Here is a 12258-nt window from a genome sequence, read left to right as displayed (position 1 = left end):
GTTACAAAAAACAAGTCCCATCCGCAGTATTAGTAGTATCCTGATCATTTTTTTCGTCGGAATCTTTTCGGCAAAATCGGCTAATTTGTACCAGGCCAAACCAATTGATTCCCTGATTGATCGTTACCGGGAAACTTCCAACGACAGTCTTAAACTGAAGCTGGCATTCAAGATTTCTTATAAATATTACCTGGAAAACGACTCGCTGCCTTTCAGAAAATGGAACGAGCGAAGCTTTGAACTGGCCCGAAAAGAGCAGAATGTGTATAAAACTGCGGAAGCGCATTGGGACCTGGGCAATTTTTTTTACCGGCAAACCGTCAATGACAGTTCCTATGCTCATTTTTACCGTGCGTACCAGCTGTTCATGGAAGTAGACAGTACGTATTACGCGGCCAGGATGCTTCTGAATATGGGTGTGGTGCAGGAATCGGTTAAAGACTATATCGGTAGTGAGACCACTACGGTGCGAGCGCTCCAGATCCTGGAGCCACTCAGGAAGCACAAGCAGCTTTACCTCGCCTATACCAACATGGGCATCGTGGAAAACGGCCTGGAAAATTACGAGAACGCGATCAGTTTCCATCAGAAAGCACTAAAGCAACTGGAGGAGCTGCAGGATAGCATTTTGATGGCCACGAGCTATAACAATATTGGCGTGGTCTACCAGGAACAAGGAAAATATGAAGAATCGGTTGCGTATTTTCAGAAAGTTCTGAAGGTCAAAAACCTGGAACAAGACAACCCGCGGTTGTATGCTATGGCCTTGGATAACCTGGCCCTGAATTATTTTCTAAGCGGAACTACTTCGGAAGATTACCGGGGGATGAGCGAAAAAGCGTTGAAAATTCGGGAAGAAATTCAGCATATTTCAGGAATTGCCACCAACAAGATCCATCTTGCGAAATACGCGATCGCTGGTGACAGTGCATCAAAAGCCATTCGGTTACTGAAAGAAGCGCGCGATCAGGCGGTGCAATACCATGATTTTATGTATGTTCTGGAGTCTCTAAAGGAACTTGGTGCAGTAGATACTTTGCATTCCAAACAACACCTGGAGCGTTATATCCAGCTGAATGACAGCCTGGTGAAAGAAGAACGGCTGATCCGGAACAAATTTGCCCGTGTACGTTATGAAACCGATGAATACATTCAGAAAGCCGAATTCTTAAGCGAGCAGCGAGGCTGGTTTATTGCGGGGGCGATTGTGCTGGCCGTGATCTTTCTACTTATTTATTATTTACGGGAACAACGCTCACGGAATAAGGAGCTGGTCTTTGAGAAGGAGCAGCAGGAAGCGAACGCGAGGATCTATGAATTGCTTTATTCGCAACAGGAAAAACTGGAACAGGCGAAAAATATGGAAAAAAACCGAATCGCTAGTGAATTGCACGACGGGGTTCTGGGCAAACTTTTTGGACTGCGAATGAGCCTTGGGATCATCAGGGAAGATTCTAAAACACTTTTGCCGCCAGAGGGGCTGGAGCGTTTTGGGAGTTACCTGGATGAATTGCAGGGATTGGAAAAGGAGATTAGATCTATCTCCCATGAAATGGTGAACGAGATCAATAGTTCCCAATCCAGCTTTTCAGAAATTCTTCAGAACCTCGTTGCGGAAAAACAGGCGCTTACCAGTACAAAAATGCTCCTGATCGATGAAAATACAGACTGGGAGAACTGGCCGAACGAGGTGAAAGTTCATATTTATAGGATTATCCAGGAAGCGATACAGAATTGCATCAGGCACGCCGAAGCTCATAAGATGAACATCCAGCTGAGTGAAAATAAAAACGGATTGAAAATAACTATTCAGGATGATGGCCGGGGCTTTCTCCAGCAAAAGGAGAAAAAGGGAATCGGTCTTCGGAACATTCACCAGCGCGTCACCAAATTACATGGCCACTGGAACATCGCTTCTAACAACGGAACCACTTTAGTAATTGAAATTCCTTCAGAAAATGGAAAATATATTTCACACATTCATTCTTGACGATCACCCGCTCATCACCAATTCGTACGAGTGGGCGCTTCGGAAGGTATTGGAAAAACGCGAACAGCAGTTGAAGATCAAAATCTGCCAGAGCATTCGTGAAGCTTCGGTCTTTTTGCAGGATCGGCAATTTCTTGCCAGTCTGGACCTGGTTTTCCTGGATATCCAGCTGCCACAGGAAGAGGGAAATAAATTCCTTTCCGGGGAAGATATCGGTGTTTTCCTGAAAAAGAATGGAATGAAGGCAAAAATGATCGTTTCCACCACTTTTACTGATAATTATCGGCTCAACAGTCTGTTGAAAAATATGGATCCTGACGGGTTACTCGTAAAGAATGATCTCACTCCTGAGGAGCTGATGCGGGCGATCGAAGCAGTGCTTTCGGAACCGCCTTACTATAGCAAGACCGTGCGGGAACTGATGCGGAAACAATTATTGAATGATTACACCGTGGATTCGATAGATCGGCGAATGCTGCATGAGCTTTCTCAGGGCGCTAAAATGAAGGATCTGCCGGCGGTTCTGCCTTTATCGCTGGCCGGTATTGAAAAACGAAAGCGCAACCTGAAGCAGGTTTTCGGAGTGGAAGAAGATCGGGAGCTCATCCTGAAAGCACGGGAAAAAGGCTTTATCTAATAGCTGAAAGAAGAAGGGTTCTTGATCAGAATTCAAAATTAAAACCCCGGGTGGTCAGCTGCTCGTAGATCTCATTATCAAATTTATAGAGCTTAGCCGCGCGATGCGACACATCCTGCTGTTTCTCTTTTAAACCCACGAGTAATTTCATTTTCAGGAATTTTCTGCGGAAGTTGGACTTGTCCATCTGAATGTCCAGGATCTCTTCGTAGAGTTGCATGAGCTGTAAAAGCGTGAATTTTTCGGGAAGCAGGTTAAACCCAATCGGCGCCTGGCGAACCCTGCGACGCAACTGTTTCAAACTGAATTCCAGGATCTGGTTATGGTCGTAAATAAGGTCCGGGATCTTTTTCAGCCTGAACCATTTGGCTTCCGAAGCGGTATAACCAGCCTTGATATTGTATTTTTCTTTGTTGATGAGCGCGTAATAGCCAATGGTGATCACCCTGCCAATAGGAAAACGATCTGGGTCACCAAAGGCTTTGAGCTGTTCCAGAAAGATCTGGTCAAGCCCAGTAAGCTCCAGCAATAAGCGGTTTGCTGCGGCGTCAATGCCTTCGTCTTTTTTGATCCAGCCTCCGGGAAGCCCCCACTGGCCTTTCCTGATACCCAGGGCGTGTTTGACAAGAAGCACTTCCAGATGCCCGTTCTCAAAACCGAAAATCACACTGTCGATAGTGACCGATTTCAGTACACTGCTATCCTCTAATTCTCCGGTTTCCTGGTTGATCAGCTTTTTCTTCATGCGCCAAATATAATTAAGATTAGGTTTTTGGAAATAAATTATTGAATTGTTAATAATTCAATTTCAATTTTATTCAAACCTTTTTTTGAGCGTTTAATTATTGTGAATTTACAAATTTTAATTATACTTGTAGTCAAATAAACCATAACTACATTTTAACATTTCACTTAGTTTCTATTTAGAAAGTCAAGCCTATGCAAACATTAGATACTTTAGATTGGGTTTTTATCGGCGTTTATTTCCTCATACTTGCGGGGATCGCCGTCTGGATCATTCGGAATAAAAAAGAGAATACAGAAGATTATTTCCTGGCCGGTAGAAATGTTGGCTGGTTTGTGGTGGGAGCATCAATCTTCGCTTCCAATATCGGGTCTGAGCACGTGGTAGGTTTGGCCGGGGCCGGGGCCGGGAACAAGCTTCCGATGCTTATATATGAACTTCATGCCTGGGTAGTTTTACTGCTGGGTTGGGTCTTTCTCCCGTTTTACGCCCGTAGTGGAGTGTTTACCATGCCGGAATTCCTGGAGAAGCGTTTTGATGCGCGATCAAGATGGGTACTTTCCATTTTTTCGATAGTTGCTTATGTACTTACTAAAATTTCGGTAACCATTTATGCCGGAGGAGTCGTGGTTTCTGCTTTGCTGGGAATCGATTTCTGGACCGGTGCTTTATCAACCGTTGTACTAACCGGACTTTACACCATCATAGGCGGGATGAAGGCGGTTGTTTACACGGAAACCCTTCAGGCGATCGTACTGGTTCTTGGAGCAGCGACGCTCACCATCGTGGGACTTGATGCCGTTGGTGGCTGGCAAAGTATGCAGGAGACCGTTGGGCCAGAATACCTGGATATGTGGCGTTCTGCCAGTGACCCGGAATTTCCGTGGCCTAGTTTATTGATATCCAGTAGTATCGTAGGGATCTGGTATTGGTGTACCGATCAATACATCGTACAGAGAACCCTTACCGCCAGGAACATCAAAGAGGGAAGAAGAGGGACTATTTTTGGCGCACTGCTGAAATTGCTCCCGGTATTTTTATTCCTGATTCCCGGTATTATCGCGCTCACTTTAAAAATGCGCGGCGAATTGGAATGGGATTCCCCAGATGAAGCTTTCCCGGTATTGATGAGCAACCTGTTGCCATCGGGAATTAGAGGCCTGGTAGCGGCAGGATTGCTGGCTGCATTGATGAGTTCCCTGGCATCGGTTTTCAATAGCTGTTCCACGCTTTTCACAGTAGATATCTATAAAAAATTGCGCCCTAACACACCTGAAAAGAAACTGGTTCGAACCGGGCAGATCGCTACCTTGGTAGTGGTGGTAATCGGTATCATCTGGATCCCGATCATGGCGAATATTTCCGGGGTGCTTTACGAGTATCTTCAAAGTGTACAGTCATATATCGCACCTCCGATCACCGCGGTGTTCCTGTTGGGGATTTTCTATCGCAGGATCAATGCCACCGCGTCTTTTGTGACCCTTATTACTGGTTTGATCGTAGGATCCCTGCGTATCGTTCTGGAGATCATCAAAGGATCGTTGGATCAGGATGGCCTTTTGTTCTATCTGGGTGATATGAATTTCCTGGAATTCGGGGCGTGGTTCTTCCTGTTTTGTGTGATCCTGTTGTTAGTGGTAAGTCTGCTCACTCCGGAACCAAGTAAGGAAAAGACTTTGAACCTTACGTTCTCAACGATCACGGAAGAGGAAAAACGAAACAATAAAAGCAGTTATAACTGGAAAGATATCGTGATCACAATTGTGGTGATTATCATCGTCGCGGGAATCATGATTTTCTTTAACGGTAATTAAAATTATATGAAGTTTTTAGGAATAGATTTAGGAAGTTCTTCCATAAAATTATCGGTTTTTGATGCGGAAAAGGGAACAGAAGTAGTTGCCGTGACCGTTCCTGAAAATGAAATGGAGATCCAGGCCCCAAAATTTGGCTGGGCCGAGCAGGATCCCGAACTCTGGTGGTCTTATGTCAAACAGGGACTTTCAGGAATTGCCCAAAAAGGCATTAATCTGAAGGAGATCCAGGCCATTGGTATTGCATATCAAATGCATGGACTGGTGGTGACTGATGAACATTTGAATCCCATCCGCCCGTCGATCATCTGGTGTGACAGTCGTGCGGTGGAGGCCGGGCGCGAAGCCTTTGATAAGTATGGGCCGGAAAAATGTCTTCAGGAATTACTGGGTAGCCCTGGTAATTTTACCGCTTCCAAGCTTAAGTGGGTGCGCGAACAGGAACCCGATGTCTATCAAAAGATCCGGCATATCATGCTGCCAGGCGATTTTATTGCCGCCAGGCTTACCCGCGTTCCGCAAACTTCACAATCAGGACTTTCAGAAGCCGCGCTGTGGAATTTTCCCGAAGGAAGGCTGGCGACGGAATTACTGAAAAGTATGGGGCTGGACGCAGAACTGGTGCCAGAGATTGTTCCGAATTTTGGAAAACAGGCCACCATTCATCCTGAAGTGGCTGCCGAACTCGGACTGAACAACGAGGTGAGTGTAACTTATCGCGCAGGTGATCAGCCAAACAATGCTTTTTCACTGAATGTTTTGGAACCTGGCGAAATTGCAACTACAGCGGGAACTTCAGCGGTAGTGTACTCGGTCAGCGATGAAAATGTGTATGATAAAGAATCGAGGATCAATACCTTTCTCCATGTCAATAATTCAGAAAAAGCCCGAAGAAATGGCGTGATGTTGTGTATCAACGGGTCGGGAATTTCGTATCAGTGGCTCCGGAAACTGCTTTCCGCGGCTACCAGCGAACCGGTTTCCTATGAATTTCTAAACCAGCAGGCGGCGAGTGTAGGTCCGGGAAGCGAACAGCTGCTTTTTTACCCTTTTGGGAATGGAGTAGAGCGCATTTTTCAGAATAAAAAGGCAAATTCGGGAATTGAAAACCTCAATTTTAACCTGCACAAACCGGCGCATATCGTCCGTGCGGCTAGCGAAGGGATTGTTTTTGCCATGAATTACGGGTTTGAGGTCATGAAGGATTTGGGAGTTCAGGGAAACACGATCAAAGCCGGGAAAGCCAATTTATTTCTCAGTCCCACCTTCCGTGAAATCTTTGTGAATACTACTCAAACCAACCTGAAATTATACAATACTTCCGGAGCGGAAGGTGCTGCACGCGGTGCTGCATGTGGCTTCGGATATTATAAAAATATGAATGAAGCCTTCAGTAACCTGAAGGTTGTGGAAAGCCTGGAGCCAGAATCGCAGCTTATCGAGCAATATGCCGAATTATACGAGATCTGGAAACAGGGAATTAAAATTGAAAAATAGTAAACGTTATGAGTAAAGAAACCTATTTCAAGAACATTGACAAGATCCAGTTTGAAGGTCGGGAAAGCGACAATCCGCTGGCATTTAAATGGTATGACGAAAACCGAAAAGTAGGAGGGAAGACCCTGAAGGAACACCTGAAGTTCGCGACTGCTTACTGGCATACTTTCAATAATACCGGGGCCGATCCTTTTGGGCCGGGAACTGAAACTTTTGCCTGGGATCAGGATAAAGACCCGGTGACCAGGGCCAAACATAAAATGGATGCTGCGTTTGAGTTCATGACCAAACTGGGTACGCCTTATTACTGTTTTCATGATGTAGACGTCGTAGATGAGGCACCAACTTTGGCTGAGTTCGAAAAAAGGATCCAGGCAATGGTAGAATACGCCAGGGAAAAACAGCAGGAAAGTGGTATAAAATTGCTTTGGGGAACTTCTAATCTTTTCAGCAATAAGCGTTATATGAACGGGGCTTCGACAAACCCAGATTTCAATGTGCTGGCTCATGCAGGTGCACAGGCCAAGATCGCGCTGGATGCCACTATCGCGCTCAATGGAGAGAACTACGTATTTTGGGGCGGTCGAGAAGGATACATGAGTTTGCTGAATACCGATATGAAGCGCGAGCAGGAGCACATGGCAAAATTCCTTCATACCTGTAAGGATTATGCCCGCAAAAATGGTTTTAAAGGGACCTTCTTCGTAGAGCCCAAACCTATGGAGCCCATGAAGCACCAGTATGATTACGACGCTGCGACTTCACTGGCCTTCATCAACAAATATGGGCTTGAAAATGATTTTAAACTGAATATTGAAGTGAATCACGCAACCCTTGCCGGCCATACCTTCCAGCATGAATTGCAGGTAGCGGTAGATGCTGGGATGCTGGGAAGTATTGATGCCAACCGCGGTGATTACCAGAATGGTTGGGATACTGATCAGTTTCCGGTGAACCTGTACGAGATCACGCAGGCCATGCTCGTATTGCTGGATGGCAATGTTAGCCTGGACGGAGGGATCAACTTCGATGCAAAAGTTCGTAGAAACAGTACCGACCTGGAAGATAAATTCATCGCGCATATAGCGGGAATGGACATTTTCGCCAGAGGCCTGATCGTAGCTGACGAAATTTTGAAAAATTCGACCTATTCCAAACTGAGAAAAGATCGTTACGCGTCTTATGATAGCGGCGACGGAAAGAAATTCGAGAATGGCGAGCTAAGCCTGGAAGATCTGGACAAGATCGCCAGAGCCAACGGGGAGCCACAACAAACTAGCGGAAAACAGGAATTATTTGAGCAATTGATCGCCAATTCTTTCTAATCCGGAAAAATTCTCGTTTCTAAGAAAAGCCGCTCTGACTCGTCAGGGTGGCTTTTCTTTTTCCTTTTCCTAACATTCTAAACTTCGAATAATGAAACATATTCTTACTGCCATTTTTGCAATCCTTGCTGCTTTTACGGCCAGTTCACAAAATTATAACCGCGATAGCATTCAGAAACTAACGAATCAAGATTACCAATACCTGTTGGAAATGTTGGAGATCGAAGCGGTAAGGCCGGGACCTTCGGGTGATCCTTCCGCAGAAAATGCCGCTAATACGAATGAGGCTAAGGTCGATTCCACTTACGAATTACCTAAGCTGATGCAGTTCGAAAATGGTGAAAAAGTAAATGACCTGGGAGACTGGAAACAACGAAGAGCGGAATTATTCCGACTTTTTGATGATCACATCTACGGAAGAACTCCGGAAAACCTTCCGGCAGTTAGCTGGCAGGTGACTTCTGAAAAAGATTCGGTCATTGCGGGAATTCCGGTGAAAATTAAAGAATTGCTAGGAACGGTAGATAATTCGGCTTATCCTGAAATTTCCGTGAACATTCCCTGCACTCTCACTATTCCGGCGCAGGAAAAGCCAGTTCCGGTAGTGGTCAAATTTGACTGGATCTGGGCTCGCAATATGGGTCTGGATACCGAAAACCCCTGGAACGTTCAGCTGCTGGAAAACAAAATTGGCTATGCCAGCCTGGTTCCCACCGCTTATCAGGCCGATAATGGTGCCGGTTTAACAACGGGGATCATAGGCCTGGTGAATAAAGGCGAGCGGCGAAGTACATACGATTGGGGGGCATTGAAGGCCTGGGCCTGGGGTGCTTCTCGCGTTCTCGACTATTTTGAAAAAGAACCGACCGTGGATGCTGAAAAAGTAGCTATAGAAGGGGTTTCTCGCTATGGCAAGGCGGCGCTGGTCACAATGGCCTACGATGAACGGTTTTCGGTTGGGTTTATCGGTTCGTCTGGTGCTGGTGGGGCGAAGATCCTTCGCAGAAATTTTGGCGAACAACTGGAAAACCTGGCCTCTTCTGGCGAATATCAGTGGTTTACACCCAATTTTGTGACTTACATCAGCAAGAAAAACGTACAGGATTTGCCGGTAGATGCGCACGAACTGATCGCCCTGGTAGCACCGCGGCCTTTGTTTTTTGGAGCAGGGAATCCGAACGTGGAAGGTGGCTGGGTAGATGCCACTGGGATGTATGAGGGGGTCTTATTGGCCAATCCTGCCTATGAACTATTCGGTAAAAATGGTGTGGAGGTTAAAGAATATCCTGTCGCTTCGGAAACTTTTTATGCCAGGGGTGATCTAAGTTTTCGCCAGCATGAAGGTGGCCATACCTCCATTCCCAACTGGCCGTATTTTATAGAATTTGTAAAAAAATACTGGAAACCTTGATTTCCAGTATTTTCTCTTACTTTTTAATACTTGGCGGTGGCCCAAGATAACTGTCGTCCTGCGCCGATTTCTCCTGCAGAACTATTTGTTGCAGCACGACGCCTGGATCCAGTGCATACACTTTCAGGCTATGCGAACCCTCTTCAAGTTCCAGAGAGCTCAGGACCTTGGTTACATTATTGCTTACCGAACTTCCCCAGTTATCTTTTGTATCCTTTAAAATGTTCAGTTTTTGAGGTGTTTTTCCGTCTACAGAATAGGCCAGTTCGAGTCCGCCTTTCGCAAGGAAATCCAGGCTTGGCGAAACGTAAAATTGAAGCGTACCCTCAAAATCATTTTTCAGGCTGAATTCATACGTTAAACTGGAAGCTTCGCTAAGCTCCTGGGAAAACCGGTTCTCAGGGCGAAGTGCGATGTCTTCTCTGCCCAGGTCAGGGATTTGTTCCCAGCCCTGGTTTTCCTTATATCCATTTGCAGGAATACTCACCACCCCGTTATATTCCAGGTAGCCTTTCGCGTTTTCAGAATAAGGATCAAAAATCACCTCAATAGTGGCCATTTTCCCGTTTCCGATGATTTCCACCTTGGCTTCGGTTTTTTTGGAAGGCAGTTTGTTTGCCGCTAGGGCAAATCGTAAGATCTGTTCTTCTTTAAATTCGTCTTTCTTCTGATCGACTGTTAGCCAGCCCGGAATTTTTTTGACTTTAAAATCGACGGCTGATTTTCCGCGGTTAAAAAGCGTTAACTGATTTTCAGGATGGGAACGATCAAAAGGCAATAATTTCAGTGTCGTTTGCTGGGGGAAATAAGTGCTGTCGCCTGGAATGGCAATTCCCAGCTCTCCTTTTTCCGAAGCCTGATAACTGGCAATTTCCGGCATCTTGTTTTCCTTTGGCTCCTGCCAGTAGGTATAACCAATGTGCGTTTGCGACATCATATGGTTCCATTTACCATTTTCAAGAGCGTGATATTCTTTGGCAAGTTCCTGGTCCCGTCGGAAATATTCCTTCACTTTTTCGCCCCATTCATTCGCCGAATTTCTACCCTGGTTGGCATATAACTGGTTTTTAGCGGAAGCGATATACAGCCTGTTCAAATTCGCCGAAGCCTCTATTGGGAAAAGGACCAGTTCAAAATAAGCCGATTGGGCTGCTTCCGGGAGTTTTTTACCCAGCATTTGCGCCTTTTTCTCCAGTTCTTCAAAACTTTTCCAGATTCGCTCAGCTTCCTGGTAGTGTTCCAGGCTATAAGTTTCCGGAGACAGCAATTCGGGTTTTCTGCGGCTGTTCAGCGTAGTATAGCTTTGCAAAAGTTCTCCAATTTCTTCGGAATATTGCTCGCCAAACTGTTCTGCTGCCCATTTTTTGGGATATTGCTGAAGATCTTTTAGGTTAAATTTGGAAGGTTTCCAGGCATAATCCAGGAAAAAACTGATCGGGTATTCCATGGGTTTGATGTCTCCCACGTTCACGATCCAGAGTTTATTGGCCTCGTAAGCGTAGGCCAGCGACATTTGTTCGTATACTCGGGAGATCTGGCTGGTGTTGATCCACTTATAATTGCGGGGGCCACCCACGTAATCAAAATGGTAGTAAATCCCGTAACCTCCGGCTCTTTCTTTTTCGTCAGGATCTGGAAGTTTCCGGATATTTCCCCAGTTATCATCGGCCAGCAATAGCGTGACATCATCGGGGACGCGCATGCCCTTGTCATAATAATCCTGGACTTCCTTGTAAAGCGCCCAAACCTGTGGAGTTTCGCTGACTGGTTTTCCCGTCACATCGCTGATGATGGTTCGTTGGTCTGCCACGATCTGTTCCAGTAAGTCTATCGCCGTTCCTTCGGTCATTGGCTCGTCCCCATCGCCACGCATCCCAACAGTCACCAGGCTTTCGTTGTTCTGCATACGCTCGATGCCTTTTTTCCAGAATGCCTGCAGGCTGTCTTTATTTTTAGTGTAATCCCAGGGGCCATTTCCGTAGCGCTCCCATTCGGCGTGAGCACGCATGAGCGGTTCATGGTGGGAAGTACTGATCACTACCCCGTAATCGTCCGCCAAAACGGGATTGCGTGGATCGTCATCGTAAAAAGCACGGCCCCACATCGCTGGCCATAGAAAATTGGCTTTCAGCCGAAGGATGAGTTCAAAGACATGCTCATAAAACTGGCTGTTAAAATCTCCGAAATTTTCACCAACCCAGCCCGATAGCGCCGGAGCTTCATCGTTGATGAAAATACCGCGGTACTGGATTTCCGGAGTACCATCAGAATAAATCCCGGGTTTCACATATAAGCTTTCCTTTTTCTTAACTGGCACATCTGCCCACCAATACCAGGGAGAAACGCCCATTTTTTCTGAAAGGTCGTACATCCCATAAATCGTTCCTCGCTTATCACTACCGGCTATGACCAGGGCCTGCTTGATGCCGGGCATAGGATCGTTGATGATTTGAGTCTGGAAGGTTTCCCATTTTCCGGTAATATTATTGATATCCAGCTTGCCATTTTCCGCCAGCTGGTCAATCAACTTGCTTTTTCCAATCGTGCCAATGATAATGGGCATTTCCGGGCTTGCGGAACCACTGCTGTCAATTCTTGCCAGTTTTCCGCTCACTCTTTCAAAATCTTCGGAAAGGTCTTTCGCGACCAGTTTGACACCTTTAAAATCGGCAGTATCGATTAGTAAAACTGCTTGTTGTGACTGGTTAAAGAGTGTAAAGGCATTTTCCTGCTGTTGCCCGGTCACATAGTTTTCCTGGGCTATGGCAAAATTCAGGCTGCATAATATGCCCAAAAACATGCATAATTGCCGGTTCTTATTCATCAATATTGGCATTGC

At 45.9% G+C, this 12258-nt stretch carries 8 protein-coding genes; 6 read left to right on the top strand and 2 right to left on the bottom strand.

Translation table 11 applies throughout. The features are described from left to right. Positions 1 to 85: 85 nt before the first annotated feature. Together GRFL_RS01655 and GRFL_RS01650 are read left to right on the top strand one after the other, a co-directional pair. Positions 86 to 1990 carry a tetratricopeptide repeat-containing sensor histidine kinase gene (locus GRFL_RS01655; protein WP_083642891.1) on the top strand — a complete coding sequence of 635 codons (1905 nt, stop codon included), beginning with the start codon at positions 86 to 88 and terminating at the stop codon, positions 1988 to 1990. Beyond that, entirely contained in the window at positions 1959 to 2627 is a 669-nt protein-coding gene (locus tag GRFL_RS01650) for a helix-turn-helix domain-containing protein (RefSeq protein WP_083642890.1), read from the top strand. Before GRFL_RS01655 ends, GRFL_RS01650 begins: the two co-directional genes overlap by 32 nt. 25 nt (positions 2628 to 2652) lie before the next feature. Here the strand turns inward: GRFL_RS01650 and GRFL_RS01645 are convergent, their stop codons facing one another. Next, on the bottom strand, positions 2653 to 3372 hold the full coding sequence (locus GRFL_RS01645) for an NUDIX hydrolase (protein ID WP_083642888.1): 720 nt from the start codon (positions 3370 to 3372) through the stop codon (positions 2653 to 2655). A 194-nt stretch (positions 3373 to 3566) separates the two neighbouring features. On the opposite strand from GRFL_RS01645, the gene GRFL_RS01640 reads away from it, so the two are divergent. The 4 genes from GRFL_RS01640 to GRFL_RS01625 all read left to right on the top strand — a co-directional run bounded on the left by GRFL_RS01640 (position 3567) and on the right by GRFL_RS01625 (position 9419). Then, positions 3567 to 5186 (top strand): sodium:solute symporter, encoded by a 1620-nt coding sequence (locus GRFL_RS01640; RefSeq protein ID WP_083642887.1) that lies wholly within the window; start codon positions 3567 to 3569, stop codon positions 5184 to 5186. Between the two features lie 6 nt (positions 5187 to 5192). Further along, the gene (locus GRFL_RS01635) at positions 5193 to 6683 is read left to right on the top strand and encodes a xylulokinase (protein ID WP_083642885.1); all 1491 of its coding nucleotides are present in this window, start codon (positions 5193 to 5195) and stop codon (positions 6681 to 6683) included. Between the two features lie 8 nt (positions 6684 to 6691). Continuing rightward, positions 6692 to 8008: a xylose isomerase gene (gene xylA / locus GRFL_RS01630; RefSeq protein ID WP_083642883.1), complete on the top strand. Its 1317-nt coding sequence runs from the start codon at positions 6692 to 6694 to the stop codon at positions 8006 to 8008. 91 nt (positions 8009 to 8099) lie between these two features. Continuing rightward, the gene (locus GRFL_RS01625) at positions 8100 to 9419 is read left to right on the top strand and encodes an alpha/beta hydrolase family protein (RefSeq protein WP_083642882.1); all 1320 of its coding nucleotides are present in this window, start codon (positions 8100 to 8102) and stop codon (positions 9417 to 9419) included. 16 nt (positions 9420 to 9435) lie between these two features. Here GRFL_RS01625 and GRFL_RS01620 read toward each other — a convergent pair whose 3' ends face one another. Then, complete coding sequence (locus tag GRFL_RS01620; RefSeq protein ID WP_236995859.1) at positions 9436 to 12255, bottom strand: glycosyl hydrolase 115 family protein; 2820 nt, start codon at positions 12253 to 12255, stop codon at positions 9436 to 9438. Between the last annotated feature and the right edge of the window lie 3 nt (positions 12256 to 12258).

Source organism: Christiangramia flava JLT2011 (genome assembly GCF_001951155.1).
Classification (GTDB): domain Bacteria; phylum Bacteroidota; class Bacteroidia; order Flavobacteriales; family Flavobacteriaceae; genus Christiangramia; species Christiangramia flava.
Note: the sequence above shows the minus strand (reverse complement) of the source record. Positions and strands in the feature narration are given on the sequence as shown.

What these genes read in the sequence shown, in the direction of transcription:
- GRFL_RS01620 (WP_236995859.1), bottom strand. Translation starts at nt 12,255, where the DNA reads ATGCCAATATTGATGAATAAGAACCGGCAATTATGCATGTTTTTGGGC.
- GRFL_RS01640 (WP_083642887.1), top strand. Translation starts at nt 3,567, where the DNA reads ATGCAAACATTAGATACTTTAGATTGGGTTTTTATCGGCGTTTATTTC.
- xylA (WP_083642883.1), top strand. Translation starts at nt 6,692, where the DNA reads ATGAGTAAAGAAACCTATTTCAAGAACATTGACAAGATCCAGTTTGAA.
- GRFL_RS01645 (WP_083642888.1), bottom strand. Translation starts at nt 3,372, where the DNA reads ATGAAGAAAAAGCTGATCAACCAGGAAACCGGAGAATTAGAGGATAGC.
- GRFL_RS01625 (WP_083642882.1), top strand. Translation starts at nt 8,100, where the DNA reads ATGAAACATATTCTTACTGCCATTTTTGCAATCCTTGCTGCTTTTACG.
- GRFL_RS01635 (WP_083642885.1), top strand. Translation starts at nt 5,193, where the DNA reads ATGAAGTTTTTAGGAATAGATTTAGGAAGTTCTTCCATAAAATTATCG.
- GRFL_RS01650 (WP_083642890.1), top strand. Translation starts at nt 1,959, where the DNA reads ATGGAAAATATATTTCACACATTCATTCTTGACGATCACCCGCTCATC.